The sequence below is a fragment of the Polaribacter sp. 11A2H genome (assembly GCF_011379025.1).
Lineage (GTDB): Bacteria > Bacteroidota > Bacteroidia > Flavobacteriales > Flavobacteriaceae > Polaribacter.
Map to the genome: position 1 here is coordinate 101,932 of NZ_WTLD01000010.1, position 26,134 is coordinate 128,065.

The 26,134-nt window shown below is 31.5% G+C and carries 18 protein-coding genes; 14 read left to right on the top strand and 4 right to left on the bottom strand.

Going from position 1 to position 26,134, the window contains the following annotated elements; translation table 11 throughout:
• Positions 1-23: 23 nt before the first annotated feature.
• The 4 genes from recQ to gyrB form a co-directional block, all read right to left on the bottom strand.
• Positions 24-2,135: a DNA helicase RecQ gene (gene recQ, locus GQS58_RS13210; RefSeq protein ID WP_166386643.1), complete on the bottom strand. Its 2,112-nt coding sequence runs from the start codon at positions 2,133-2,135 to the stop codon at positions 24-26.
• A gap of 171 nt (positions 2,136-2,306) precedes the next feature.
• Complete coding sequence (gene mdh / locus GQS58_RS13215; RefSeq protein WP_166386645.1) at positions 2,307-3,233, bottom strand: malate dehydrogenase; 927 nt, start codon at positions 3,231-3,233, stop codon at positions 2,307-2,309.
• A 257-nt stretch (positions 3,234-3,490) separates the two neighbouring features.
• Positions 3,491-4,528, bottom strand: a complete 1,038-nt coding sequence (locus GQS58_RS13220) for a DUF6588 family protein (protein WP_166386647.1) — start codon at positions 4,526-4,528, stop codon at positions 3,491-3,493.
• Between the two features lie 219 nt (positions 4,529-4,747).
• Positions 4,748-6,685 carry a DNA topoisomerase (ATP-hydrolyzing) subunit B gene (gene gyrB, locus GQS58_RS13225; RefSeq protein WP_166386649.1) on the bottom strand — a complete coding sequence of 646 codons (1,938 nt, stop codon included), beginning with the start codon at positions 6,683-6,685 and terminating at the stop codon, positions 4,748-4,750.
• An 882-nt stretch (positions 6,686-7,567) separates the two neighbouring features.
• Between gyrB and GQS58_RS13230 the strand changes: the two genes are divergently transcribed.
• From GQS58_RS13230 to GQS58_RS13295, 14 genes are all read left to right on the top strand, one after another.
• Complete coding sequence (locus GQS58_RS13230) at positions 7,568-7,834, top strand: hypothetical protein (protein WP_166386651.1); 267 nt, start codon at positions 7,568-7,570, stop codon at positions 7,832-7,834.
• Between the two features lie 2 nt (positions 7,835-7,836).
• Positions 7,837-9,237, top strand: a complete 1,401-nt coding sequence (locus GQS58_RS13235; RefSeq protein WP_166386653.1) for an amidase family protein — start codon at positions 7,837-7,839, stop codon at positions 9,235-9,237.
• Positions 9,237-12,572 (top strand): bifunctional amidotransferase subunit GatB/aspartate--tRNA ligase AspS, encoded by a 3,336-nt coding sequence (gene gatB/aspS / locus GQS58_RS13240; protein ID WP_166386670.1) that lies wholly within the window; start codon positions 9,237-9,239, stop codon positions 12,570-12,572. The genes GQS58_RS13235 and gatB/aspS overlap by 1 nt, the downstream gene beginning before the upstream one ends.
• A 214-nt stretch (positions 12,573-12,786) precedes the next feature.
• Positions 12,787-13,980, top strand: coding sequence for an ImmA/IrrE family metallo-endopeptidase (locus tag GQS58_RS13245; protein WP_166386672.1), 1,194 nt, complete (start codon positions 12,787-12,789; stop codon positions 13,978-13,980).
• Between the two features lie 9 nt (positions 13,981-13,989).
• Positions 13,990-14,535 (top strand): hypothetical protein, encoded by a 546-nt coding sequence (locus GQS58_RS13250; protein WP_166386674.1) that lies wholly within the window; start codon positions 13,990-13,992, stop codon positions 14,533-14,535.
• 399 nt (positions 14,536-14,934) lie between these two features.
• Positions 14,935-16,326 carry an anthranilate synthase component I family protein gene (locus GQS58_RS13255; protein WP_166386676.1) on the top strand — a complete coding sequence of 464 codons (1,392 nt, stop codon included), beginning with the start codon at positions 14,935-14,937 and terminating at the stop codon, positions 16,324-16,326.
• Between the two features lie 190 nt (positions 16,327-16,516).
• The gene (locus GQS58_RS13260) at positions 16,517-17,092 is read left to right on the top strand and encodes an anthranilate synthase component II (RefSeq protein ID WP_166386678.1); all 576 of its coding nucleotides are present in this window, start codon (positions 16,517-16,519) and stop codon (positions 17,090-17,092) included.
• A 116-nt stretch (positions 17,093-17,208) separates the two neighbouring features.
• The gene (gene trpD, locus GQS58_RS13265; RefSeq protein ID WP_166386680.1) at positions 17,209-18,198 is read left to right on the top strand and encodes an anthranilate phosphoribosyltransferase; all 990 of its coding nucleotides are present in this window, start codon (positions 17,209-17,211) and stop codon (positions 18,196-18,198) included.
• Between the two features lie 187 nt (positions 18,199-18,385).
• Positions 18,386-19,174 (top strand): indole-3-glycerol phosphate synthase TrpC, encoded by a 789-nt coding sequence (gene trpC, locus GQS58_RS13270; RefSeq protein ID WP_166386682.1) that lies wholly within the window; start codon positions 18,386-18,388, stop codon positions 19,172-19,174.
• A gap of 99 nt (positions 19,175-19,273) precedes the next feature.
• Entirely contained in the window at positions 19,274-19,981 is a 708-nt protein-coding gene (locus tag GQS58_RS13275) for a phosphoribosylanthranilate isomerase (protein WP_166386684.1), read from the top strand.
• A 57-nt stretch (positions 19,982-20,038) separates the two neighbouring features.
• A complete protein-coding gene (gene trpB / locus GQS58_RS13280) occupies positions 20,039-21,223 on the top strand; it encodes a tryptophan synthase subunit beta (RefSeq protein ID WP_166386686.1) in 1,185 nt (394 codons plus the stop codon).
• Entirely contained in the window at positions 21,223-22,014 is a 792-nt protein-coding gene (locus GQS58_RS13285; protein ID WP_166386688.1) for a DUF3050 domain-containing protein, read from the top strand. Before trpB ends, GQS58_RS13285 begins: the two co-directional genes overlap by 1 nt.
• The gene (gene trpA, locus GQS58_RS13290; RefSeq protein ID WP_166386690.1) at positions 22,011-22,775 is read left to right on the top strand and encodes a tryptophan synthase subunit alpha; all 765 of its coding nucleotides are present in this window, start codon (positions 22,011-22,013) and stop codon (positions 22,773-22,775) included. The genes GQS58_RS13285 and trpA overlap by 4 nt, the downstream gene beginning before the upstream one ends.
• An 87-nt stretch (positions 22,776-22,862) precedes the next feature.
• Positions 22,863-26,030 (top strand): S41 family peptidase, encoded by a 3,168-nt coding sequence (locus tag GQS58_RS13295; protein WP_166386692.1) that lies wholly within the window; start codon positions 22,863-22,865, stop codon positions 26,028-26,030.
• Positions 26,031-26,134 lie beyond the last annotated feature (104 nt).

Sequence of the window (26,134 nt, forward strand, 5' to 3'; positions counted from 1 at the left end):
TCTGCAGATAATAATGGTGTTTTTTATTCATTTTTTAAAATGAGAGTAATACTTAACCTTATTTCTCCATAAGAAACTTGCTCATCTAGTTTTTCGAAAATGGGTTTCAATTCTATTTTTCTTTCTAACTCGTCAAAAGCAATTCGTACTTTATCTACAACTTTTGCGTCCACAAGTTTTTCTAATTCCACCTCTTTTCCCTCCATATACAATTGAGAAAGGTGTGAAAAAATAGTTGTGATAGATAAATTTCTTTTTTCTGCAATTTCTGCAGGTTTTAAACCTTCTTTAAATAAATCAAAAGTTTTTTGAATGGTGCTGACTTTTCTAGGTTTTGCCACGCTTTTAAATTTACGAATTACGTTCATAAATTCGTCACCATACTTTTCCATTTTGTTCATTCCAACACCAGAAATAGCTAAAAATTCATTTTCGGTTGTTGGAAGTTCACTTGCCATTAATTTTAATGTTTTGTCATTAAAAATGATGTACGCTGGCATGTTTTCTTCTTTAGCGATGGAATATCTTATTTTTTTGAGTTCTGTGAATAAGTCTTTATTTGCTTCACCTTCAATAGTTGTTTTTACGGTTTTTGCTTTCTTCTTTTTATCATCAGAAGTTAGAGGTGTTGTTAGTCGTATGGTTTTTTCTCCTTTTAAAACTTCCCACCCGATGGGTGATATTTTTAAGGCAGAATTTTCGCTATACATAATTTCTATCAAACCTTGATTTGCCATTTGAATTACATAATCCCGCCAATCAAAAAAACTAACATCTTTTCCTATTCCGTACGTTTTTAGATTAAAATATTGTTTGGAATGGATATCTGCATTGTTACTTCCTCTTAAGACATTAATTAACATAGTAATTCCGTCTTTTTCTTTCATTCTTGCAATTCCAGAAAGTGCTTTTTGAGTTATAACAGTACCTTCAAAATCTTTAGGAGGATTTTCGCAAACATCACAATTTCCACAATTTTCTGTGAGATGCTCTCCAAAATAAGATAATAATATTTTTCTTCTACATGATTTAGCTTCTGCAAATTGAAGCATTCTGTTTAGTTTTTCTTTTTGCATATCGCTATTTGCACCACCATCTGCAAATTGGCTGTATAGTACAAAATCTCTCATGTTGTAGTAGAGGATAGTTTCTGATGGCAAACCGTCCCTTCCTGCTCTTCCTATTTCTTGATAATAGCCTTCTAAGTTTTTAGGTAAATTATAATGAATTACAAATCGAACATTCGATTTGTCAATACCCATTCCAAAGGCAATCGTAGCTACAATTATTTTGGTGTCGTCATTTATAAAATCCGTTTGTGTTTTTTCTCTTTCTTCATTATTCATTCCGGCGTGATAAAATGCTACAGAATGACCTCTTTGCTTCAGGTAACCGGCTACTTCTTCGGTGTTTTTTCTACTCAAACAGTAAATAATACCACTCTGTTCTTTTCTTCGCTCTATAAAATTACCAATTTCTTGTAGCTTTTTTTGTTTCGGAACTTGACCTTTAACTTCTATGCTTAAGTTTTTTCTGTCAAAAGAAGAAATAAATAATTTAGAGTTTGTTAAACCCAATTGTTCTTCAATATCTTTTCTAGCAGATTTATCCGCAGTAGCGGTTAAGGCCATAAAAGGTACTTTCGGTAAAGAGTTTCTAAAGACTTTTAGTTGTGTGTACTCGGGTCTAAAATCGTGTCCCCACATACTAACACAGTGTGCTTCATCAATAGCGACTAATTTTATGTTTAATTCTTTTAGCCAAGTATTGCTTACGGATATTAATTTTTCTGGGGATAAATACAAAAGCTGTAATTCTCCATTCATTGCTCTACCAATTACATCGTTTTCTTCTTGCGGAGAAATGGAGCTGTTAAAGAAATCAGCTTTTATTCCGTTAGATTTTAATGCTTGTACTTGGTCTTTCATTAATGAAATCAATGGAGAAACTACAATGGTAATTCCATCAAAAATCAATGCAGGAATTTGGAAACAAATTGATTTTCCTCCTCCAGTAGGCATTAATACAAAACTGTCTTTACCGTCTATGGTTCTATTAATTATTTCTTCCTGTAAAGGTCGAAAGTTGTCGTAACCGTAAACGTTTTTTAAAAGGGTATGAGTTTGATTTTTCACTTTTTCAACAATTAGAGATCAAATATACGGGTTTAGATATTTGTAAAGTTATATCTATTTGGTTTCCTAGAAAAGATGGGGTAGAAGTATAGCTGTAAAAAAAAAGCCTCAAAGATATTCTTTGAGGCTTTAATGACTATAGTTTGTTGTAAAAGTCTATAAGACTATTTATTACAATTCTAACAAAGCGTTAGTAGCTTTTACTCCTTTTGCAGAAGCTTGAATTTGAGTTTTTTCAGCATCAGATAATTTAATTTCTACAATGCTTTCAATTCCGTTTTTACCTAAAACAACAGGAACTCCAATACATAAATCATTTAAACCGAATTCACCTTCTAATAAAGAAGAACAAGGGAATATTTTTTTAGTATCACAAGCAATTGCTTGTACCATTGCAGAAACTGCTGCACCTGGAGCGTACCAAGCAGAAGTGCCTAATAAACCAGTTAAGGTTGCACCACCAACTTTAGTGTCTTGTAAAACTTGTTCTAATCTTTCTTCAGAAATAAATTCTGAAACAGGAACAGAGTTACGAGTTGCTAAACGAGTTAAAGGAACCATACCAGTGTCTGAGTGACCGCCAATTACCATACCGTCAACATCAGAAATAGGAGCACCTAAAGCTTCTGCTAATCTGTATTTAAAACGAGCAGAATCTAAAGCACCACCCATTCCAATAATTTTATTTTTTGGTAACCCAGTAGTTTTATGAACTAAATAAGTCATTGTATCCATTGGGTTAGAAACCACAATGATAATTGTGTTTGGAGAGTGTTCTATTAAGTTTGTTGAAACTGTTTTTACAATTCCTGCGTTTATACCAATTAATTCTTCACGAGTCATTCCTGGTTTACGTGGAATACCAGAGGTAATTACACAAACATCAGAATTAGCTGTTTTAGAATAGTCATTTGTACTTCCTGTAATTTTTGTGTCAAAACTATTTAAAGAAGCAGTTTGCATTAAATCCATTGCTTTACCTTCTGCAAAACCTTCTTTAATGTCTAATATAACAACTTCGGATGCAAAATCCTTAATAGCGATGTATTCTGCACAACTTGCGCCTACTGCACCAGCTCCTACTACTGAAACTTTCATATATATTATTTTTAAGATTTATAATCATTTTGTTCTCTAACAAAAGTACGAAAATTACTTAAGATTTTGGTTCTAAAAAAGTAAAAAGACACTCTAAAAAAGTGTCTTTTTACGAAAAGGATTTCGATTTTTTTTATCTGAAAATAAATGAGATACCTAAAAAAATAGATGGTATTTTTATAGTGTAAATTTTACATTTTATTTTATTTTTAGACCGTCTAATGCGGTAGCTTTGTAAGTTAATTTTAGTGCGTTTTTTATCTGATACTAATTGCAATACCTAAACTAGCTGTGTTGTATTCTTGAATTGAATAACTACCAAATATTTTGAAGAATCCTAAGCTTAATCTAGCGCCTATTGTAGATGTAAAACCTCTTGACTCAAAATCTAAGTTCGTAGGAACATTTAAAGATTCTTTAACGGTGTCGTTTGGTGCTGGTTGTCCTGTTTCATAGATACCTGTAAATGTACCATTCATTTTATAAGTAGAGCTACCGCTATTATATCCAATACCTCCGTAAATGTTTATAATAGGAAAGTTTAAAGAGGCAATTGCTTGTGCTGTAAATGCTTTTAATTTAAACTGAGTTAACCCATTTCTAATTTCAAGGTTATCTGAGTCATAATCTCCAATTCCATAGTCTACGTCCATGGTTGTGTAAGCTGCTAATAACGATACGTGTAGTGGTAATTTGTCTATTGGTCCAAACCAACTTGTAATTTCTTTTTTAAGACCTAAACCTAACATGTTTACAGAACCATCGTCTTCTCCGATATTGATTTTAGGTAACACTCTAACCATTGCTTCTAGTTTCCAAGGTAAACCTATGGTTACTTGTGCTATAGGTGCAGGTACGCCTTTAGCAGGTAGGTCTTCTAATGCTCCTCCTGGTGAATCGAAGTTTGCCGTAACATTTTTACCATTAACAGTTGTGTTAACTGTCATAGATGTTGTTTGGTTTGGTCCAGCAAAAGTAGATGCTGTTGGTGAGCTAGAGGTTACAGAGGTTAATCCTAAAGCAGAAATGTTAAAAAGTTCTTTTTCCGAAGGAATCATTGCAGAACTTGCTCCTACTGCAATATCAAAACCAAAAGTCTTATGTACTTCGGCAGTGTGGTACCATCCGTTATTCATGGCGTTGATAAAACCTTCCATTGCAGGTGCAAAATAGGCTTGCATTAATTTTTGTGAATCGGCTTTTTCTGCTAGTAAGATAGATTCAAAACCATCTTGTGCTTTTGTGTTAAGTGTAAAGGCGAATACGCCGATAAAAATTAAAATGCTCTTTTTCATTGGTCTGTTTGGGTGTTATTATTGGTTAAAATTATGTTAAAGTGATTGCTAAAATAAATAATTTTATCAATAAACAAACTTTTAAGTACTAAAAAGGGGGAAATCACTATATATAAGTAAGTGAAAAATGTATAGAAGTATATGTAATTTAAAGTAAAAAAAAATACACATTTCTATTGCTAGAAATGTGTATGATATAAAATTATCTAGATTGAAATCTTATACGTCTATGTTTGCGTATTTAGCATTTCTTTCTATAAAGTCTCTACGTGGCGGAACCTCGTCTCCCATTAACATAGAGAAAACTCTGTCTGCTTCTGCAGGACTATCAATTACAACTTTACGTAGTGTTCTAAATTCAGGATTCATTGTTGTATCCCAAAGTTGGTCTGCGTTCATTTCCCCAAGACCTTTGTAACGCTGTATACTTACAGAACCACCCATGTTTTGTGCAATAATATCACGCTGATTGTCATCCCAAGCATATTCTCTTTTCTGACCTTTTTTAACTAGATATAAAGGAGGAGTAGCAATGTAAATATAACCTTGCTCTACCATTTCTTTCATGTATCTAAAAAAGAACGTTAATATTAAGGTAGCAATATGCGAACCATCTACATCGGCATCACACATAATAACTACTTTATGGTAACGCACTTTAGATAAATTTAAAGCTCTTGGATCTTCTTCTGTACCAATAGAAACACCTAAAGCTGTAAACATATTTTTGATCTCTTCGTTTTCAAAAACTTTATGTTGCATTGCTTTTTCCACGTTCAAAATCTTTCCACGTAGTGGTAAAATTGCTTGAAAATTTCTATCTCTACCTTGTTTTGCCGTTCCACCTGCCGAATCTCCCTCAACTAAGAAAATTTCACATTGTGCTGGGTCTGTTTCAGAACAGTCAGATAATTTACCAGGTAAACCACCAATAGACATTACCGTTTTACGTTGTACCATTTCTCTGGCTTTACGTGCTGCGTGTCTTGCGGTTGCTGCTAAAATTACTTTCTGAACAATTGTTTTTGCGTCATTAGGATTTTCCTCTAAATAGTCAGTTAACATTTCTGAAACTGCTTGAGATACAGCCGAAGTTACTTCTCTGTTTCCTAATTTTGTTTTTGTTTGCCCTTCAAACTGTGGTTCTGCAACTTTTACAGAAACAATTGCTGTTAATCCCTCACGGAAATCATCTCCAGCAATATCAAATTTTACATTTTTTAATAAACCAGATTCGTCAGCATACTTTTTTAAGGTACCTGTTAAACCACGTCTAAAACCAGATAAATGCGTTCCTCCCTCATGCGTGTTAATGTTGTTTACATAAGAATGTAAATTTTCTGCATAAGAAGTATTATAAACCATGGCAACTTCTACAGGAATTCCGTTTTTCTCACCTTCCATAGAAATTACTTGCGATGTTAATTGCTCGCGCGTAGAATCTAAATATTTTATAAATTCTGGTAAACCTTCATCAGAATGAAAAATTTCAGAAATAAAGTTTCCTTCATCATCCGTTTCACGTCTATCTGTTAAAGTAATTGTAATTCCTTTATTCAAGAAAGATAATTCACGCATACGAGTTGCTAACGTATCGTAACTAAATTCGGTAGTTTGTTTAAAAATTGTTTTATCTGGTAAGAAAGTAACAATTGTACCGTTAAAGTCTGTTTCTCCAATAGTTTTAACAGGGTATAATGCCTTACCTTGAGAGTATTCTTGTCTCCAAACCTTACCATCTTTATGCACTGTAGCTACTAAAAGATCAGAAAGTGCGTTTACACAAGAAACACCAACACCGTGTAAACCACCAGAAACTTTATAAGAATCTTTGTCGAATTTACCACCAGCACCAATCTTTGTCATTACTACTTGTAAAGCAGAAACGCCTTCTTTTTCGTGCATTCCAACAGGAATTCCACGTCCGTTATCTTTAGTTGTAACAGAATTATCTTCGTTTATAGTAACGTCAATAGTGTCACAATAACCTCCCATTGCTTCATCAATAGAGTTATCTACAACCTCGTATACTAAATGGTGTAAACCACGTACGCCAACGTCTCCAATATACATGGAAGGACGCATTCTTACATGTTCCATCCCTTCCAGTGCCTGAATACTGGACGCATCATATTCTTTTTTAATTTCTTCGCTCATTATATAAAGTAAATTAATGTTTTTTAGATTGATGAAATTCAGCTTTGAAAAGCGAAATTCACAATCTCAAATTTACAATTAATAAAGTTGTTTTAAAAGCTTTTTAGTAACTATCGTTTAAAAATATGAATATTTGTTAATTTTAAAAAAGTGCTTTAAATCGCTTAAAATAGGTTTTATATTTAATTTTGATGTTTTTTGTTTTGTTCTTGAAATTAGAATTATTTAAAATAGCTTAAAGCTTTTGTTTTGATTTTTTTGATTCGCTATTCATTGTTTAAAAAACGCTAATTTCAGCAAGATATTTTTGAGAATAATATAACTAATAGACTAAATTTTAAAGGTAAATTCTAAAATAAGAATAAGGCATCAAAACTCCTGTAGGGAGAAATTATTTTTTGGCTAAAGTCGATATTATCTAAAACCTTATTAATCTGTGGTTAAATATAAGTTTAAAAAAAGTATTCTGAACTTCTATTTTAAAAGCTAGACAGGTCTTTTAAAAAGGATTACTTTTTAAATTAATTTTATAATTAGCATTAAAATTTTACTAAAGCCAATATAAAATAGAGTTGCAGAAATTTAAGGTATCGCTAATTTTTTAATTTAAAGAGAGCTTTTTGAGTTTAATTTATTGTATCTGTAATTAACAATCAATATTTTACAAATACTTCAACAGCTATATAAAAACGTAAAAAAGAGGTTTTTGTACCATTTTTTCTGTATATATTTGTCATCAGTATAACAAAAATGACAAACAATAATAACAATCGTAATTTCAATAATCCTAATTGTTAGGATAGGAAGGTTGTTGTTTAGAAATATATAAATAAAGCCTTCCAAATTTTGGAAGGCTTTTTTTTGAATCTAAAAATTAAAAACATGAGCAAAATAATGACGGTAGACATTTTGTCTAGCATTAAAGGAGCAAAACCATCGGAATCGGTGAATCAGTTATTTGAAGTAATTAAAAAGGCAAATACATCAAATTCTACTTTTAATACCAATCATAATAATGCGGTGTCTTTAGATGATTTAAGAGAAGATGTGGTTATTGATAGTCCGCAAGCGGAAAAACAAATCATCATCGAAAACTTCCCGAAAGAGAAAAACGGATTTTTAGTAGTTTCTAAAGTGATAGAAGAATAATTATGGAATCGCAAATACGTAAAATTCATCAGCAATTGGTGAACAAAGAAATTTCGTGTACAAAATTAGTGCAAGAAAGATTAGATTTATTAAAATCGAACACCCACAATACCGTCAATTCACTTTTAGATACGTTAGCGTTAGAACTGGCTGCAAAAGTAGATGCTAAAATTGCCGACGGACAAGAAATTGGTTTGTTAGAGGGAATTCCATTCGGAATTAAAGATGTGTACATGGTGCAAGGAACCTTAACAACGGCGAGTTCAGATTTATTAAAAAAATACAAATCGCCATATACAGCAACTGCCATTCAGAAATTATTTGATGCAGGTGCTATTCCGTTAGTAAAAGAAAATTGTGATTCTTTTGGACATGGTTCTTCATCAGAAAACACCATTTTCGGAGCTGTTAAAAATGCAATCAATACAGATTTAGTTTCTGGAGGTTCAAGTGGAGGTTCTGCAGTAAATGTTGCTAAAGACTTTACGGTATTTTCAATTGGTGGAGACACAGGAGGTTCTGTTCGTCAACCGGCAGGCTATAATAAAATATACGGATTAAAACCAACCTACGGAAGAATTTCTAGATTCGGATTAATGGCATACGCATCATCTACAGATTGTGTTGGGCCGATTGCAAAATCAATCGAAGACATTCGAATTGTTTTAAATGTGATGAGTGGTAAAGATATTAAAGACCAAACTACCTATCCATCAGAAGTAATATCAGAAGAAACTATTTTAAATGCTGATGCAATAAAAACCGTTGGTTATTTTAAAAATTTCATCGAAAATGATGCAATTGATGCAAAAGTAAAAGCAGATTTCTTAGCATCGATAGAAAAAATAAAAGCCAAAGGAATTGAAGTTAAAGAATTAGATTTCTTTGAATCTGATACCTTAGTTTCTACGTATTATACATTGGCAATGGCAGAAACGGCATCAAATCTTTCTAGATTAGATGGTACCAATTACGGAAACAGAATAGAAGGCGATAATTTAAAAGATACGTATTCTATTACACGATCGGAAAACTTTTCTGAAGAATCTAAACGTAGAATTGTTGGTGGAAATCAAGTATTATCGCAAGGTTTTTCTGATGAAATCTATTTAAAAGGATTAAACGTTAGAGACAAAATTGTAGCTAATTTTGAAAAAGATTTTAAAGTAGTTGATATTATTTTATCACCTGTAACACCAAATTCGCCACCAAAAATAGGTGATAGTTTAAAAGATCCGTTGGCAATGTATTTGTCAGATGCGTATACGGTAGGTTTTAGTTTAGGGCAATTGCCAACATTAACAGTGCCACAAGGAACAGAAACAGGATTACAAATTACGGCAGCAAAAAATAATGACGAACTTGTTTTGAAGTTTGCTAACTTCTTAAAAGATACGATATAATGGAACTGGAACAATTAAATGAGCTTATTAAAAAGCACGACTTAGAGTTAGTAATCGGTATTGAAACACACGTTCGATTAAATACAAAATCAAAGTTATTCTGTTCTTGTGCAAATCAAGAAATAGAAAAACCAAATCAAAATATATGTTCGGTTTGTACCGGACAAATGGGGGTTTTGCCTTCTATTAATAAAGAAGCAATTACAAAAGCTATTTATTTTGGAAAAGCGGTAAAATCTACTTTTTCTAATGAAGTGATCTCTTGGGATCGTAAACATTATGAGTATCCAGATAACCCAAAGAATATTCAAATTACACAGTTTCATAATCCTGTAATTCCTGATGGAGAAGTTTCTTGTTATAGAAATGATGGAACTCAGTTTACAGTAAGTTTAACACAAACTCATATTGAGGAAGATGCTGCAAAATTGATGCACGAAAAGAAAGTTTCTTTAGTCGATTTTAACAAAGCAGGTGTTCCGTTAATCGAGATTGTAACAGATCCTTGTATTCGTCATATAGAAGATGCATCAACCTATGCACAATATATTCAAAGAATTGTTCAGAATTTAAAAATATCTGAAGCAAATCTTGAAAAAGGGGAGTTTAAATCTGATGTTTCTGTATCACTTAGAAAAATAAATAGTGCAGATTTAAACCCAAGAACAGAAATCAAAAACTTAAATTCTTTTAAGTTTATGGTAGATGCTTTAAAGGAAGAAATTGAAAAGCAATTAAATTATTACGTAGAAAATAAAGCGTTTAGACCAGACCAAACTACGGTTTTATGGGATGCAGATTTAAAGCAAACCAAAACCATGCGTAAAAAGGAATTTGAAGCAGATTATCGTTTTATATCTGAACCAGATTTACCTTTTGTCAACATTAAAAAAGTAGTAGAAAGTATTGATGTAGATGTTAGTTCTTTGCCTTTTGCAGTAGAATCTATTTTGATAAATGGAGGCGTTTTACCACAAGATGCAAAGTTTTTTACAGCAGATTCTTTACGTTCTGCAGTATTTGTAGCTATCAATAATAAAATTAACGATGCTTCTTTTGTAGCCAAAACGTTAACAAATAATATTAAGCCAGAAGAATATACAAGTATTGAAAATATTGGTGATTTAAGTACTATTTTCTCTTTATTAAAAGAAGATAAAGTAACGATTGTTTTAGCGCAAAACGCAATAAAATCGTTGTTAGAAGATGCTAAATTCGATTATACAGCTTATTTTAAAGCGAATACTATTTCAGAAGCACAAATTGAAGAAGCTATTTTAAAAGTAGTTTCTGACAACGAAACAATTGCTAACGATATTAAAGCAGGAAACCAAGGTAAAGCTGGTATTCTGGTTGGTAAAGTAATTGCAATTATAGGTAAAGGAGCTTCAGGAAAAGTAATTCGTACTGGAATTTTAAATGCTATAAGTAATGAGTCATTAACGGTTACTAAAGAGCCAACAGCTAATAGTGAAGAAAAGCAAGTAGCTAATAGCGAAAAGTCAAAAACGGAAGAAGAATTGCCGAAAGTTCCTATTATTATAAAGGAAAACTACAGAACTCATAAAATCTCTGAATTATCAGAAGATTCAATAAATGAAGAAGTTACGTTGTCTGGTTGGGTTGCAAGTGTTAGGGATCATGGGGAATTAATTTTTATTGATTTACGCGATTCTAGCAACCAAGTTTTTCAAGTACGTTTAAGTAAAGAAACATTTCCTAATTTAGATGAACTTGTAAAATTAAAATCAGAATCTGTTATTTCTGTTACCGGTAAAGTTGTACAACGTAATGAAAGTGACTACAATGCAGGTTTAAGAACTGGAAAATTAGAATTAGAAACAGCTGCATTAGAAATTTTAAATTTATCTAAAACGCTTCCTTTTGAAATAAAAAGAGCCATGAAAACGAACGAAACGACTCGTTTTCAATACAAGTTTTTAGATCATAGAAATGATGAGGTTCGTAAGGCAATTGTAAATCGTCATAGGGTAATCAAGCTAATGCGTGATATTTTAGACGAAGAAGAGTTTTTAGAAATAGAAACGCCAATTTTAACTGCCGGAACAGACGAAGGAGCAAGAGAATTTATTGTGCCAACACGTAAACAAGCAGGTTCTTTCTATACATTACCACAAGCTCCGCAACAATTTAAACAAATGTTAATGGTTGGTGGATTTGAAAAATATTTCCAGATTGCACGTTGTTTTAGAGATGAAGATTCTCGTGGAGACAGACAGCCAGAATTTACACAATTAGATATTGAAATGGCGTACGCAAGTATGCAGCAAATTATCGATTTAAACACTAAAATGTTTAATGAAATTGTGCAAAAAATATACGGTAAAAAATGGACTTTACGTCCGTTTGAAGTAATTACGTATAAAGATGCGATGGATAAATATGGTTGTGATAGACCAGATTTAAGATATGGATTGCAAATGCAAGATATTACCGAGATTGTAAAAGATACCACATTCCAAGTTTTTAGTAAACCAATTGAAGACGGCGGAATTGTAAAATGTATTAAAGTTTCTGCAGAAGAACAAGGAGGAAAAAGAATTTCTAAAGGTCAGATTGAGAGTTTAACAAGTATTGCTCAGCAAAATGGCTTGGGAGGTTTGGCTTATATTTTTGTAAATGAAAATGAGTTACAATCGCCAATTATTAAGTTTTTAGGTGAAGAGATTGCGGCTAATATTATAAAAGCAACTGACGCACAAGTTGGTGATGTTGTCTTTTTCTCAGCAGCAGATTATGCAACCGCTAACAAAGCATTAGATGCTGTTCGTCAAGAAATGGGACGTATTTTAAAGTTGATCAATCCGAAAGAATTAAGACCAGCTTGGGTAGTAGATTTTCCAATGTTTGAAAAAACAGACGAAGGACGTTGGACGTTTACTCACAATCCTTTTTCTATGCCAGCAATCTACGATTTAGAAAAGCACATGACTGGAGAAGGTGAGGAGATAGGTACAATCATCGCGCAGCAATACGATTTAATCTTAAACGGTTATGAAATTGGTGGAGGTTCTGTTCGTGCTCACAAAGCCGAAATTTTAGAAGCAACCTATAAAAATATGGGTTATGATAAAGAAGGAATGTTAAAAAGTGTTGGAACGATGTATAAAGCTTTCCAATACGGAGCGCCACCTCACGGAGGAATTGCTTGGGGAGTAGATCGTTTAATGATGATTTTAGAGAAGAAAGCGTCTATTAGAGAGGTAATGGCTTTTCCTAAAACAGGATCTTCTGAAGATTTATTATTTAATGCGCCTTCAATTTTAAGTGATAAGAAAGTGGAGGAGATGAATGTAAAGATTATGAGGAAATAATTTAATTTACCTACAGGTTTTTAAAAACTTGTAGGTTTAGCTTTATATATAAAAATCTCGCGAAAGCGAGATTTTTTTTTGGTTAAATAGCCTTCTGTTTTTATAGATATTAGTTTTAAAGAAATGCATTTATTTTTGTTGAGGGTAATTACCCTTTATTTTTAGTTTTAGTCGATTTTAATTGTATATTTGCAGAGTAAATACTCTTTTTTTTATGATTAACTCAGATATCGATGACTTATTAAAATCAATTTTTTCAAATGATAGCCGCTTGGATATTAGAGAAATGTTTGATGATAAATTAGAATCTTATAAGATTAGTAAAACTAAGGCTTTAAGGTTATTGAAAATTGATAAAGATGTTTTTGAACAGATAATAAATGGTAGTGCTAAGCAGCCTAATTTAATACATATAGTAAAAATCGCAGAGTTTTTAGGTATACCTATCAATAAATTTATTGAAACTGTTTTAAGTAATCAAAGCCCTGAAAATATACGTTCTATTGATAATGCAAGGAAAGCAACGTTTTTATTAGATAATTTTGATGTAAAAACTTTGACTAAGTTTGGTTTTTTTAATGTTAAAGATGAACCCGATAAGTTAGTTTACAAAATTTTATCTTTTTTTGGGTTTAATTCTATTGAAGATTATCAATTAGAGCTTAACAAACCTTTATATAGTAGCGCAAAAAGAAATTTTTCAGATAAGATGAAAGATTTTTGGGTTAAGTCAGCATATCAGACTTTCAAGGTTATTGATAATCCTAACGATTATGATAGAAATAGATTAAAAGATTTAATTATAAAAATAAAACCATATTCTCAAGATGTAAAAAACGGGTTATTCACTGTTTGTAAAGCATTATATAATATTGGTGTAACTGTTGTGTTTCAAGATTATCTAGCTACAACACAAGTAAGAGGAGGAACGTTTATTATTAATGAAAAACCTTGTATTGTTCTTACTGATTTTAATAAAAGTTACCCGACAATTTGGTTCACTCTTTTGCATGAGTTGCATCATGTATTATTCGATTTCGATTTGATTAAAACAAATAGTTTTCACTTATCTGGAGATGCTGATTTATTTTTAATAGAAGATAAAGCGGATTCTTTCGCTAGAGATTTTTTTATGCCAAAAGAAAAATTTATATACATAAAAAATTATATAAATAATCCTTATTTAGTTTCGAAATTTGCAATTGAAAACGAAATTCATGTTTCTGTTGTTTATTCATTTTTTACTTGGTATCAGGATAATTTATATGATAAAAAATATTATGGTGCTTTTAATAAATTCTATCCAGATTATAAAGAAGCTTTAAGCAAATTGAGCCCTTTGTCATGGAATGATGAAAGTATAAAATTAGTAGGGGAAAGAATAAAGCATATTTTAGAAATTAATTAAAATAGGTATATGGAAGAGAATAAAAAAGTGAAAAAGCAAGTAGAACTTTCTGAATCAGATATAGAAAGATTAGAGTTGTTACAAAAAGCAAATGAAAAAGTAGGAAAGCAATTGTCTATTGATTCAGAGAAAGGAAAACTTGTGGAAGTCGATGAATTGAGAGAGTTAATTGGAAAAGAATTTGAAAACCCAGAAGAGAAATATAATATTTATTATAAGGGAATTAGAAATTTATTAATGGCTTATCTTCCAAAAGGAAAAGAATTCAAGGAAGTTCGAGATATCATATACGATGAAAAAAATATTTTTTTAAATTTAGGTAAACGTAAATCCGATAATAATGGCATTAGAGGAGGAGATGGTAGAATGACTTTTCAACCTGTTATGAATGAAATTCTTGATATTATTGTTACTTGGGTTGCCAAATCACAGAATCCATTTGATATTTACCGATCATTTTATGAATTAAACGAAAAACATAGTTATGGACATGAGGAATATGATAAGTCAGCTTTAAATGTAGCTAAGGCTATGTTTAAATTAAGTGAGAAATAATTTCATAAAAATTATTAAGCATATTTTTATTAAATCAATGATTTTTAAATGAAATATATGAACTATTTTTTTAAAATTAAACTATTAATATAAATAGATACTTTAACAAATTCCAAATAAAAATCAATCTAAACATTGCCTATTTTAAAAATCTATCTTACTTTTGTTTCACAATGAAAAATAATACAATAAATACAGGTTGGTGGAACTCTCTTATATCATAAGTGAGAAGAAACCTATATGTATACAATATATTAAAAAAGGCTTATCTCACGATAAGCCTTTTTTTATGATGATTTTTTAATCATTCAAAGAAAAAAAATAAGAGAAATGTCCCCTCGAGCGCAGTCGAGAGGTTCGAAAAAAGTCTCGACTGCGCTCGACCAGATAAAAAGTAAAATGAAAAAATTACAATTTAAGACAATTCATAAAACAAAAATGGCAGATACAGTTACTCCAGTAGGGCTGTACTTACGTTTTAGAGATAAATTTGCTAACACGCTTTTGTTAGAAGGTTCCGATTATCACAGTAAAGAAGAAAGTTTTTCTTTTATTGCCGTAGAGCCAATTGTAACGATGAAAGTAGATGATTATCAGTTTACAGTTTCTCACAAAGGAACACAAATTGACGAGCAACCTATCAATAAAAACTTCTATGAATTATATGATAATTTCAAGAATACTTTAGAATTAGATTGTCCTGCCGAGTTAAAAGGCTACAACGGATTATACGGGTACACAACGTTTGATTCAGTTCAGTATTTCGAGAATATAAAATTCACAAATAAGAAAGCACCTTCTGCAATACCAGAAATGCAATACAGTTTTTATCGTTTTGTTATTGTTATCAATCATTTTAATGATGAAATGACACTGATAGAAAACATAGAAGAAGGAACTGAATCTCGCATACACGAAGTTGAAACGATTATAGACGCACAATCTTTTAATACACAAAAATTCGAAATTGTAGGCGAAGAAACTTCAAACATTACAGGTGAGGAATTTAAAGAATATGTTAGAAAAGCAAAATCTCATTGTAAAAGAGGAGACGTTTTTCAATTGGTGTTATCACGTCAATTTCAACAAAAATTTAAAGGAGACGAATTCAATGTGTATAGAGCATTGCGTTCTATCAATCCATCGCCATATTTGTTTTATTTCGATTACGGATCTTTTAAATTAATGGGGTCTTCACCAGAAGCACAAATTAAAATATCCGCAGGTAAAGCAACCATTAATCCAATTGCAGGTACTTTTAGAAGAACTGGTGATATGGCTGAAGATATTAAATTGGGTAAAAAATTATCCGAAGATAAAAAAGAAACTGCAGAACACGTAATGTTGGTAGATTTAGCACGTAACGATTTAAGCAAACATGCCGATAAAGTTACCGTTGAGGTGTTTAAAGAAGTACAATACTTTAGCCACGTAATTCATTTGGTTTCTACCGTTAGAGGGAAAATTAAAGGAAATCCGATTGAGATTGTTGGAGACACTTTCCCTGCCGGAACGCTGAGTGGCGCACCAAAATACAAGGCAATGGAGTTAATTAATAAATACGAAAATCAAACCCGTGGTTTTTACGGTGGTGCAGTCGGTATTATCGGTTTAGACGGATCCGTAAATTTAGCAATTGCCATTCGTTCGTTTGTTAGTAAAAACAACGTTTTGTATTCGCAAGCCGGTGCCGGAATCGTAATTCATTCCGACGAAGCAAAAGAATTACAAGAAGTAAATAATAAGTTAGCAGCGTTAAAGAAAGCGTTGATTTTAGCAGAGAATATTTAGGGCGTTCGAGCGGGCTTTCCACTATATCTTTTTATTTTAAAAAGAAAATAAAAAGGATGCCGTTTCAATCCCTAACGCAAATTGCAAGTTTGCCAATATCCTGAAAGGTTTTTAGAACCTTGTAGGTATAAATCAAAAATAGTAAAACACCTACAAGGTTTTTGAAACCTTGCAGGAGAAATAAAGAAACATGAAAATATTAATTTTAGATAATTACGATTCTTTTACCTACAATTTGGTTCACATGGTAGAAAAAATTACAGGAAATTTTCCTGCAGTTTTTAGAAACGATGAAATCAGTATTGCAGATGTAGGAAACTACGACATGATTATGTTATCTCCAGGACCAGGTGTTCCAGATGAAGCAGGAATCTTAAAAGACGTAATAAAAACCTACGCAGGTGTAAAACCAATATTCGGAGTTTGCTTAGGTTTACAAGCAATTACAGAAGTTTTTGGAGGGAAAATCATCAATTTAGAAGATGTTTTTCACGGAGTTGCAACAGAGATGAAAGTAACAGACAAAAACGCGACTATTTTTAAAGATGTTCCAGAAACATTTTTAGCAGCACGTTACCATTCTTGGGCAGCAACAGATGAAGATTTTCCAGAAGAAATACAAGTAACCGCAAGAGATGAAGACGGATTAATACAAGCAATTGAGCATAAAATATTTCCGATTTCTGCTGTACAGTTTCATCCAGAATCTATTTTAACAGATGTTGGTGAGCAATTGGTTACGAATTTTATTAATGCGAATAAATAAATGTCATTGCGAGGTACGAAGCAATCTTTAAGGTTTCAAAAACCTTGTAGGTATAATTGACAAACAGTAATAAACACCTACAAGGTTCTGAAAAACCTTGCAGGAACAACAAACAAATGAAACAGATATTAAACAAATTATATAGTCACGAGAGATTGTCTAAATCTGAAGCAACACAAATCTTAAAAGATATTGCCGCAGAGAATTACAATGATGCCCATTTAGCGTCGTTTATGACTGTTTTTATGATGCGTCCTATTACGGCAGATGAACTTGCTGGTTTTAGAGATGCATTAATGGAGTTGGCTATAAAAGTAGATTTATCAGATTATAATACCATTGATATTGTAGGAACTGGTGGCGATGGAAAAGATACGTTTAACATATCAACCTTAACTTCTTTTATAGTTGCCGGAACCGGACAAAAAGTAGCAAAACATGGTAATTATTCGGTGTCTTCTCAATCAGGTTCTTCTGATATGTTAGAAAGTTTTGGGTACAACTTTACCAATGATGAAACCATTTTAAGAGAACATTTAGAAAAGGCAAATATTTGTTTTTTACATGCGCCTAAATTTCATCCGGCAATGAAAGCTGTAAGTGCAACAAGAAAAGCGTTGGCGTTAAAAACGTTCTTTAATATGTTAGGTCCTTTGGTAAACCCAAGTTCGCCTAAAAACCATATGTTAGGGACTTTTAATTTGGAAGTTGCACGTTTGTACAATTATATTTTACAGGAAGAAAATATTAATTACGGAATTATTCATGCTTTAGATGGTTATGATGAAATTTCGTTAACAAGCGGATTTAAGTTCTTCACGAAGAAAGGAGAACAAATTATAAATCCAGAAGATTTAGGTCAGAAAAGAATTCAGCAATCAGAAATTTTTGGAGGGAATTCAGTTGCCGATGCAGCCAAAATTTTTAAATCTATTATAGGAGGAAATGGAACAGAAGCTCAGAATAATGTAGTGCTAACAAATGCTGCTTTTGCTTTAACTATTGTAGATGACACCAAGTCTTTTGAAAATGCTTTTGCAGAAGCTAAAGATTCACTTTTTGGAATGAAAGCGAAACAAACGTTAGAGAAGTTAGTGAATATTTAAAAAAGTAAGACCCTTTAGGTTTTTAAAACCTGAAGGGTCTCTTAAAAGATAAATAATTAGTAAAAAAGTTCTCGATACAATTTTGAATCAAAATCATTCGAACTGACAGAAACAAGATCACAAAACTGTCACATTGAGAGAGTTTAGACAAATGATAAATTTATATTGAGTTAAAATTAAGATAGTAATGACAATTTTAGATAAAATAATCGCATTTAAAAAGAAGGAAATTGCTAAGATAAAAGCAGAAGTTCCTGTTCAGAATTTAGTAAAAAGTCCTAGTTTTGGAAGAACACCTTTTTCATTAAAAAAATCTTTGTTAGAGGTTGGTTCTACCGGAATTATTGCAGAGTTTAAACGTCAATCTCCATCAAAAGGAATCATTAACGACCAAGCAACCATTGCAGATGTTACTAATGGGTATTTAGATGCAAATGTTGCTGCACAATCTATCTTAACAGACACTTCTTTCTTTGGCGGAACGATGGCAGATTTAATGGAAGCGAGAATCATCAATCAACAAAAACCTATTCTTAGAAAAGATTTTATTGTTGATGGATTTCAAATTGTAGAAGCAAAAGCCATAGGAGCAGATGTAATTTTATTAATTGCTTCTTGTTTGACTGCTACAGAACTAAAAAACTACGGAAACTTAGCGACAGATTTAGGTTTAGAGGTTTTGTATGAAATTCATACGCAAGAAGATTTAGATAAAATCAACGATTTAGATAATAAGATTATCGGAATTAATAACAGAAACTTAAATACTTTTGAAGTAGATTTAGAGCATTCTATTAAATTAGCAGGTCAGATTCCTGATACGTGTGTAAAAGTTTCTGAAAGCGGAATTTCTGATCCTAAGATAATTACAGGATTGAAAGAATTTGGTTTTCAAGGTTTTTTAATTGGAGAAAACTTTATGAAAACAGACAATCCGGGAGAAGCTTGTTTAGAGTTTATCAATCAAATTAGATAAAAAAAAGAGCCCATCCTAACCTTCCCGAAGGGAAGGGACTCTCACTGTTGAGAAATTGTAAGAATGATTAAACAGTTAAACAATTAAACCATTTTCAATATGAAATTAAAGGTTTGCGGAATGAAATTCACAGAAAATATCCAACAAGTTGCCGCGTTGCAACCTGACTATTTGGGCTTTATTTTCTATGAAAAATCAAAAAGAAATTTTGAAGGAATTATTCCAGAATTTTCTAATTCGATAAAAAAAACAGGTGTTTTTGTAAATGAATATATCGAGATTGTTATTTCTTTAGTGGAAGAATACAGATTAGAAGCTATTCAGTTACACGGAGATGAATCTGTTGATTATATAAAAGAATTAAAATGTCAGTTCGAGCGCAGTCGAGAACTAAAGATTGAAGAAAATAAGACGATAAAAAAGCAAAAAAACAAGCACTACATCTCTAAAAATGAAGTTGAAATAATTAAAGTATTCGGAATTAAAGACGAATTCGATTTTGATGTTTTAAAACCCTATTTAGAAGTAGTAGATTTCTTTTTGTTTGATACCAAAGGAAAAGAAAGAGGCGGAAACGGAACCAAGTTTGATTGGTCTGTTTTAGAAAAATATCCTTTTGATATACCTTTCTTTTTAAGTGGAGGAATCGGTTTAGAAGATGTAGAAGAAGTGCAAAAAATATTGAAATCGAACTTACCAATTTACGCATTAGATGTAAATAGTAAATTTGAAAGTAAACCAGGAGTTAAGGAAATAGAAGAGTTAGAAAAGTTTAAAAGTAACGTCATTACGAATGCAGTGAAGTAATCTGCTTACTTGTTAAGAGATTGCTTCGTTCCTCGCTATGACACAATTATATAAGATATGAAATCAAAATTTCACCCAGACAAAAATGGTTATTACGGACAATTTGGAGGCGCATTTATTCCAGAATTGTTATATCCAAATGTGAAAGAATTAGAAGATAATTATATTCAAATATTAGAATCTGATGAATTTCAAGAAGAATACAAATCGTTATTAAAAGATTACGTGGGACGCCCAAGTCCGTTGTATTTGGCAAACCGTTTATCAGAAAAATATGGTGCTTTTATTTATTTAAAACGAGAAGATTTAAACCATACAGGTGCACATAAAATAAACAATACTATTGGTCAGATTTTAGTAGCTAAGAAATTAGGTAAAACGAAGATTATAGCAGAAACAGGTGCAGGACAACACGGAGTTGCAACTGCTACAGTTTGTGCATTAATGGGCTTAGAATGTACTGTTTTTATGGGCGAAAAAGACATTGAGCGTCAGGCACCAAATGTTGCTCGTATGAAAATGTTGGGGGCAAAAGTAATTCCCGCTTTAAGCGGAAGTAGAACGTTAAAAGATGCAACAAACGAAGCAATAAGATATTGGATTCAGCATCCAGAAACGTTTTATTTAATTGGTTCTGTAGTTGGTCCGCACCCGTATCCAGATATGGTTGCACGTTTACAAGCAGTAATATCCGAAGAAATTAAATGGCAATTAAAAGAGAAAACAGGTAAAGAAAACCCGGATACAATTATAGCTTGTGTTGGTGGAGGTTCTAATGCTGCAGGTGCTTTTTATCATTATATGGATGACGAAGAAGTCGAATTAATAGCCGTAGAAGCTTCTGGTTTAGGCGTTCATTCTGGTGAAAGTGCTGCCACTTCTCAATTAGGAGAAGTAGGAATTATACATGGTTCTAAAACTATTTTAATGCAAGATGAATACGGTCAAATTGTAGAACCATATTCTATTTCTGCAGGTTTAGATTATCCTGGAGTTGGTCCTTTACACGCCTTTTTATATGAAAGTAAAAGAGCCAAGTTTATGGATGCAACTGATAAGGAAGCGCTAGCTGCTGCGTATGAATTAACTAGAATAGAAGGAATTATTCCTGCGTTAGAAAGTGCACACGCGTTGGCTGTTTTATCGAAAATAAAATTTAAAAAAGACCAAGTTGTAGTGGTTAATTTATCGGGTAGAGGAGATAAAGATTTAGAAACATATATCAATCATTTAGAAGATTAATGAACCCTAAAATAGCACATATAGAAAATGAGTTGGTGTCTTTAAGAAACGATTTAAAGAACCATCAACTTTATAAAAAACTAAATTCTATAACGGATATTAAAACCTTTATGGAAGGACATGTTTTTGCTGTTTGGGATTTTATGTCGCTTTTAAAAGCGTTACAAATTAACTTAACAACGGTGTCAATTCCTTGGATTCCGAAGAAGAACACCAACTTAGTCCGTTTTATAAACGAAATTACGTTGGCAGAAGAAAGTGACGTTAATAAAGATGGTGTTTTAAAAAGTCATTATGAAATGTATTTAGATGCAATGCAAGAAATGAATGCAGATTGCTCTAAAATAGAAGAATTTATTGATGAGGTTTCTAAAGGAGAAGACGTTGTAAGATCGATTGAAAAATTATCAATCCATAAAAGTATAAAAGACTTTATAGGTTATACTTTTAAGGTAATTGATTCAAATGAAGATCATAAAATAGCAGCTTCTTTTACATTTGGTAGAGAAGATATTATACCAGATATGTTTTTAAAAATTGTTGGAGAGATGACTTTAAAAAGTAATAAAAAGTTTGATAACTTTATCTATTATTTAGAAAGACATATTGAGTTAGATGGAGATGAACACGGACCTTTATCATTACAAATGATTGAAGAATTATGTGGAGATGATGAAAAAAAATGGGAAGAAGTTTTAGAGGTTGCTAAAGAATCTTTACAGGTAAGAATAAATTTGTGGAGTGCAATTGAAGAGGAATTAAAAAGTAAAAAAGAACCAATTTTAGGATGAAAAAATTAGAAACAATCTTTCAAGAAAAGAAAAATTTATTATCGATTTATTTTACCTGCGGATATCCAAAGTTAGATGATACCACTAAAGTTATTCAAGAATTAGAAAAAAGTGGTGTCGATTTTATAGAAGTTGGTTTGCCATATTCAGATCCTTTAGCAGATGGACCAACCATACAAGATAGTAGCCAAAAAGCATTAGAAAATGGTGTAAACTTAGATATTATCTTTGATCAATTAATGACCATTAAAGAAACCAATAAAACACCTTTAGTTTTAATGGGGTATTTAAATCAGATGCTAAAATACGGAGAAGATAAATTTTGTCAGAAAGTAGTAGCTTGTGGAATTGAAACTGTTATTCTTCCGGATTTACCAATGGTAGAATTTGAAAATCATTATAAAGATTTATTTGAAAAATACGGAATTACAAATGTGTTTTTAATTACTCCGCATACATCCGAAGAAAGAATTAGAAAGATAGATGCGTATTCTAAAGCATTTATTTATGTAGTTGCTTCTGCGTCTATTACTGGTGCAAAAGGTGATATTTCTAATCAACAAATTGCGTATTTTGAAAGAATTAAAAATATGAACTTACAAAGTAATTTAATTGTTGGTTTTGGTATTTCTGATAAAGAAACCTTTACTACAGCTTGTAAATATGCTAACGGAACTATTATCGGTTCTGCTTTTATAAAGAATTTAGGAGAAAATGGTATTGATAAAATTGATGATTTTATTAAACCTATCATAAGTTAAGAAACTCTTAAATATATCTTAAAGAGTGTTTTAAAAAACGATAGAAACTTAATAAAGTTTAATTTGGTCATTAAAACCTCGGTAATAATGATTAAAAAGACTTTATTTTTTTACGCAGTTTTATTTAGTACAACTGTTTTAATAGCTCAAAGCACCTTAATAAGAATGCCATCTATAAGCCCAGACGCTTCTAAGATGGCATTTAGTTTTGATGGTGATATTTGGGTACTCGATTTAGAAACAAATCATCCTAAAAGGCTAACAATTCATCAAGCTTATGAAACGAATCCTACATGGAATTCAGAAAGTAATCAGTTAGTTTTTACTTCTAATAGAAGAGGAAATACAAATATTTTTAAAACAGGTTTAAACGGCGGAATCCCTAAACAATTAACCTTCTATCCTACAAAAGATACCCCAAGTCAGTGGAATGCTGATGGAGAAATTATATTTTCTAGTAATAGGATTTTTAAAGGAACAGAAAGAGAAACATCAATTTATAAAATTAACGAAAACGGAGAAACTCCTAATCGTTTTATGACTGCTTTAGGGAGTCAGGCTTCCATATCGCCTAACGGTAATTTAGTTGCTTTTGTAAAAGGAACTTGTAGAATTTCTAGAGAAGATTATAACGGTCCTGCACAAAGGGATATTTGGATTTATAATATAAAGACCCAAGAATACCATCAAATTACTACAAGTAATAAAAACGATCATTCTCCTTTTTGGGATGCGCAAAGTAATTTGTACTATATAGGTGCAGAAAGCGGTAGATATAATATTTATAAAACTTTATTAAATACAAACGGTATTAAAAGTAGTACAGAAAATAAGTTAACAGATTTAAAAGTTAATGGTGTTTTATCTTATTCTGTAAGTAACAATGGTACTATTATTTACAACAGCGGATTAGATGTTTTTAAAATAGAAAACGGATCAACATCAAAAATAAACCTAAACTTAGCAACAGATAATAGATTTGAGTTAGAAGAAACTGAAACGGTTTCTAACGGAATTAAAGATCTAAGTGTTTCGCCAAACGGAAAATTAATAGCGTTAAGTATTAACGGAGAAATTTTTGTAAAAGAAAATAATAAGGATAAAAAGAAAACAAATAATGTTAGTAATAATCCTTTTAAAGACGATAATCCTTTTTGGATAGACGATAATACATTAGGTTTTTTATCAGACAGAAACGGTCAAAATGAGTTGTATAAAGTTGTTTCTACAGATGATAAAGTAAACTTAAGTAGAAGCTTAAAAACGAAAGTTACAAAACTAACAAAAAGTAAAATTGATGTTTTTGAACCATTAGTTTCGCCAAACGGAAAGAAAATTTCTTATAGAATTGGTAGAGGGCAATTGGTAATTGCAGATTTAAAAGAGGGTAAATTAACGAATATTAAAAGTTATTCTGATACATGGGCAGCAGCAGAAGGAGTTTCTTGGAGTCCGGATAGTAAGTACATTGCATATTCGCAAGATGATTTAAATTTTGATAGTGAAGTTTATATTCAATCTATAGAAAATCCATCTAAAAAGATAAACGTTTCTATGCACCCTAGGTCAGATTCTTCTCCGGCTTGGAGTCCAGACGGAAAAAAACTTTCTTTTGTTTCTAATAGAGCAGGAGATAGAGGTGGTATTAATTATGATACTTGGATGATTTGGTTACAAAAATCTGATTGGGAAAAAACCAAAACAGATTTTGAAGAAGGAGATTATTACAGTTCTAAAGAAGATGTTAAAAGTAAGGATGAAAAGAAAGTAGTTGCTGTAAAAATTGATGAAGATAAAATTTACGACAGACTTGTACAGTTAACAAATTGGGCAGGTAATGAAAGCGGAAGATTTTTTAGTGCAGATAGTAAGAGTATTTATATTGCAGCTTTAGATGCAACAACAGGTGAAAACGGTTTGTATAAATTAGACTTAAAAGGAGGCAAACCAAAATTAGTTAAAGGTGTTGGTAGTTTGCGTGGTTATAGTTTACATAAGGATGACTTATATTATGCTGCAGCCGGAAAGTTAAAATCTTTAAACTTAAAATCTGATAAGGTGTTATCTTTTTCTCATTCAGCTACGTATACAACAAATTTTAGGAAACTAAATGAACAAGTTTTTGAAGAAGGTGTTAGAGCAATTACTGCAGGTTTTTATGATCCTAAGTTTCATGGGTATAATTGGGATAAAATTGTAGAAAGATACCGACCAATGGTTTTGGCTGCCCAAAGTAAACATGACTATTCTTTTATGTTTAACAACATGTTAGGGCAATTAAATGCAAGTCATATGGGATATAGAGGTAAAACGCCTGAAAAAGTTTCTAATGATAATGTTGGTCTATTAGGCTTAGATGTTTCTAATGTAAAAAAAGGAGTGAAAATTAACTTTATTTTACCTAATTCTGCTGCAACAAAAACAACAGTTTCTTTGCAAAAAGGAGATGTTATTACAAATGTAAACGGAAAAGAGATTAAAGAAAATACCAACTTTTATAGTTTATTAAAAAACACTTCTGAAAATGAAATCTTATTAACTTTAGCAGATAAAAGAGAAGTTGTAGTAAGAACAGAATCTACAGGAACTATAAGGGATTTACGTTATGAAGAATGGATAAACTCTAGAAAAAAGTTAGTTGATGAATTTTCTAACGGACAACTAGGTTATATTCATATACAAGGAATGAATTTACCAAGTTTTGAGCGTTTTGAAAGAGAGTTAAAAGCAAGTGGTTATGGTAAAAAAGGAATTGTAATAGATGTTAGAAATAATGGTGGTGGTTGGACTACAGATCGTTTAATGGCTGTTTTAACAGTGCAACAACATTCTTACACTGTACCAAGAGGAGCAACTGATAATTTACAAAGAGATAACAAAAAATTCTCTGGTAATTATCCTTTTAACGAAAGAGCTTTATTGGCTGTAAATACAAAGCCTTTAGTAGCTTTAACAAATGAAAGTAGTTATTCTAATGCCGAAATTTTTGCACACGCATTTAAAAGTTTTAAGTTAGGTAAAGTAGTAGGACAACCAACTTTTGGAGCTGTAATTTCTACGGGTTCTCAAAGATTACAAGACGGTTCTATTAGAATGCCTTATAGAGCTTGGTATGTTAAAGAATCTGGTATGAATATGGAAAATGGACCTGCAGTGCCAGATATTTTAGTACAAAATAAACCGGGATGGAAAGCAAGGGGAGAAGATGATCAGTTAAAGAAAGCTGTAGAGGTTTTATTACAAGATTTAAAATAAAGAATTAATAAAGGGTACAAAAAAAAGGGCACTGTCTCATAAAGTGTGTAAGTTTTAAAATCTCAGGTTAATTAATTAACCTGAGATTTTTTTATTAATTTTAA

Excerpts from the sequence above, each read along its gene's own strand:
- trpB (WP_166386686.1), top strand. The coding sequence starts at position 20,039 with ATGAAATCAAAATTTCACCCAGACAAAAATGGTTATTACGGACAATTT.
- gatB/aspS (WP_166386670.1), top strand. The coding sequence starts at position 9,237 with ATGGAACTGGAACAATTAAATGAGCTTATTAAAAAGCACGACTTAGAG.
- GQS58_RS13295 (WP_166386692.1), top strand. The coding sequence starts at position 22,863 with ATGATTAAAAAGACTTTATTTTTTTACGCAGTTTTATTTAGTACAACT.
- trpC (WP_166386682.1), top strand. The coding sequence starts at position 18,386 with ATGACAATTTTAGATAAAATAATCGCATTTAAAAAGAAGGAAATTGCT.
- GQS58_RS13260 (WP_166386678.1), top strand. The coding sequence starts at position 16,517 with ATGAAAATATTAATTTTAGATAATTACGATTCTTTTACCTACAATTTG.
- GQS58_RS13235 (WP_166386653.1), top strand. The coding sequence starts at position 7,837 with ATGGAATCGCAAATACGTAAAATTCATCAGCAATTGGTGAACAAAGAA.
- GQS58_RS13230 (WP_166386651.1), top strand. The coding sequence starts at position 7,568 with ATGAGCAAAATAATGACGGTAGACATTTTGTCTAGCATTAAAGGAGCA.
- trpD (WP_166386680.1), top strand. The coding sequence starts at position 17,209 with ATGAAACAGATATTAAACAAATTATATAGTCACGAGAGATTGTCTAAA.
- gyrB (WP_166386649.1), bottom strand. The coding sequence starts at position 6,685 with ATGAGCGAAGAAATTAAAAAAGAATATGATGCGTCCAGTATTCAGGCA.
- mdh (WP_166386645.1), bottom strand. The coding sequence starts at position 3,233 with ATGAAAGTTTCAGTAGTAGGAGCTGGTGCAGTAGGCGCAAGTTGTGCA.
- GQS58_RS13285 (WP_166386688.1), top strand. The coding sequence starts at position 21,223 with ATGAACCCTAAAATAGCACATATAGAAAATGAGTTGGTGTCTTTAAGA.
- GQS58_RS13250 (WP_166386674.1), top strand. The coding sequence starts at position 13,990 with ATGGAAGAGAATAAAAAAGTGAAAAAGCAAGTAGAACTTTCTGAATCA.
- GQS58_RS13255 (WP_166386676.1), top strand. The coding sequence starts at position 14,935 with ATGAAAAAATTACAATTTAAGACAATTCATAAAACAAAAATGGCAGAT.
- GQS58_RS13275 (WP_166386684.1), top strand. The coding sequence starts at position 19,274 with ATGAAATTAAAGGTTTGCGGAATGAAATTCACAGAAAATATCCAACAA.
- trpA (WP_166386690.1), top strand. The coding sequence starts at position 22,011 with ATGAAAAAATTAGAAACAATCTTTCAAGAAAAGAAAAATTTATTATCG.
- GQS58_RS13220 (WP_166386647.1), bottom strand. The coding sequence starts at position 4,528 with ATGAAAAAGAGCATTTTAATTTTTATCGGCGTATTCGCCTTTACACTT.
- GQS58_RS13245 (WP_166386672.1), top strand. The coding sequence starts at position 12,787 with ATGATTAACTCAGATATCGATGACTTATTAAAATCAATTTTTTCAAAT.